This is a genomic window from Nonomuraea maritima (assembly GCF_900100395.1).
Classification (GTDB): domain Bacteria; phylum Actinomycetota; class Actinomycetes; order Streptosporangiales; family Streptosporangiaceae; genus Nonomuraea; species Nonomuraea maritima.
In genome coordinates, this window is sequence record NZ_FNFB01000081.1 from 1 (window position 1) to 1,311 (window position 1,311).

The 1,311-nt window shown below is 68.1% G+C and carries 2 protein-coding genes; both read right to left on the minus strand.

Going from position 1 to position 1,311, the window contains the following annotated elements; all coding sequences use genetic code 11:
• Positions 1 to 26: 26 nt before the first annotated feature.
• Positions 27 to 1,028: an IS3 family transposase gene (locus BLR04_RS39410; RefSeq protein WP_342672341.1), complete on the minus strand. Its 1,002-nt coding sequence runs from the start codon at positions 1,026 to 1,028 to the stop codon at positions 27 to 29.
• Positions 938 to 1,261 carry a transposase gene (locus BLR04_RS42210; RefSeq protein ID WP_090774306.1) on the minus strand — a complete coding sequence of 108 codons (324 nt, stop codon included), beginning with the start codon at positions 1,259 to 1,261 and terminating at the stop codon, positions 938 to 940. Before BLR04_RS42210 ends, BLR04_RS39410 begins: the two co-directional genes overlap by 91 nt.
• Positions 1,262 to 1,311: the final 50 nt, after the last annotated feature.

The window sequence follows — 1,311 nt, forward strand, 5'->3', positions numbered from 1 at the left end:
CATCCCCTGAAAGCGTGGAGACTCGGTTATGCGGCGATGGTCTCCTGAGACCTCGCCGTGGCGGCTGCTCGCGCGGTCATGATCTGCTGCTCGTAGACGATCGGGGGCAGCCCGTCGGCGGCGCTGTGTCGGCGGCGGGTGTTGTAGAAGTCGGCGATCCAGGTGGCGATCTTCAGGCGGGCCTCGGCCCGGGTGGCGAAGTGGTGCCGGTGGACGTATTCGACCTTGAGGATGGAGTTGAACGATTCGGCGGCGGCATTGTCGAGCGCGCACCCGACCCGGCCCATCGACTGCACGACGCCCCAGTGCCGGCAGGCGGCCTGGAAGCGGGCGGCGCTGTATTCGCTGCCGCGGTCGGTGTGGAAGATCACCCCGTCGACAGTCCCGCCGCGGGTAACGGCGGCCATCTGCAGCGAGGCGATGGTCAGCGCCGCGTCGTGATGCTCGGACATGGCGTAACCGAGCAGCCGGCGGGAGAACAGATCTTCGACGGTGGCCAGGTAGAGCTTGCCCTCGCCGGTGACGATCTCGGTGACATCGCCGCACCACAGCACGTCCGGCGCGACCGCGGTGAAGTTCCTGCGGACCAGGTCGCCGGCGGCGGGCCGTTTGCCCTGACGGGTCAGCGACCGGCGTCTCCTGACCGCCCGGCCGGCTAACCCGAGCTCGGCCATGCGCCCGGCGACGGTGTTCTGCGATACCCGCCATCCCGCCTCGTGCAGATCACGGGTGATGCGCGGACTGCCGTAGGTGCCGCCCGAAGCGGCGAATTTCGCCTCGATCTGCGCGTCCAAGTCGGCGCGGCGCCGCTGCCGGGCCGTCGGCGCCCGGTCGCGCCACTTGTAGTACCAGGACTGCGAAACGCCCAAAGCCCGGCAGGTCAACGCGTGGGGCACACCATGGTCGGTCTTCTGGGAGCTGATGAAGGCCGCCACGCTCACCGGCCCATCGCCTCTCGAACCCACAAGACCACCGAGCGTTTGAGCACATCGCGCTCCATCTCCAGCTCGGCGCGCTCCTTGGCCCACTCAGCTCGCTGCCGGCGCAGCCGGGCGAGTTCCTCCCGCTCCGATTCGGCCAGCTCACCACCGTTGGTGTCCTGCTCGCGGGCCAGCCGATCCATCTGCACCCAGTTGGCCAGCGTGCCCGCATTGATGCCCAGATCCTTAGCGACCTGCGCGATTGGCTTTCCTGTCTCCCGTACGATGCGCACCGCGCCCGCACGGAACTCTGGATCGAACCTGCGTCTGGTCTCTCCCACGACCCAACCTTCTCCTTAGGTCAGGTCTCCACGCTAGAAGGGGAAGTCCA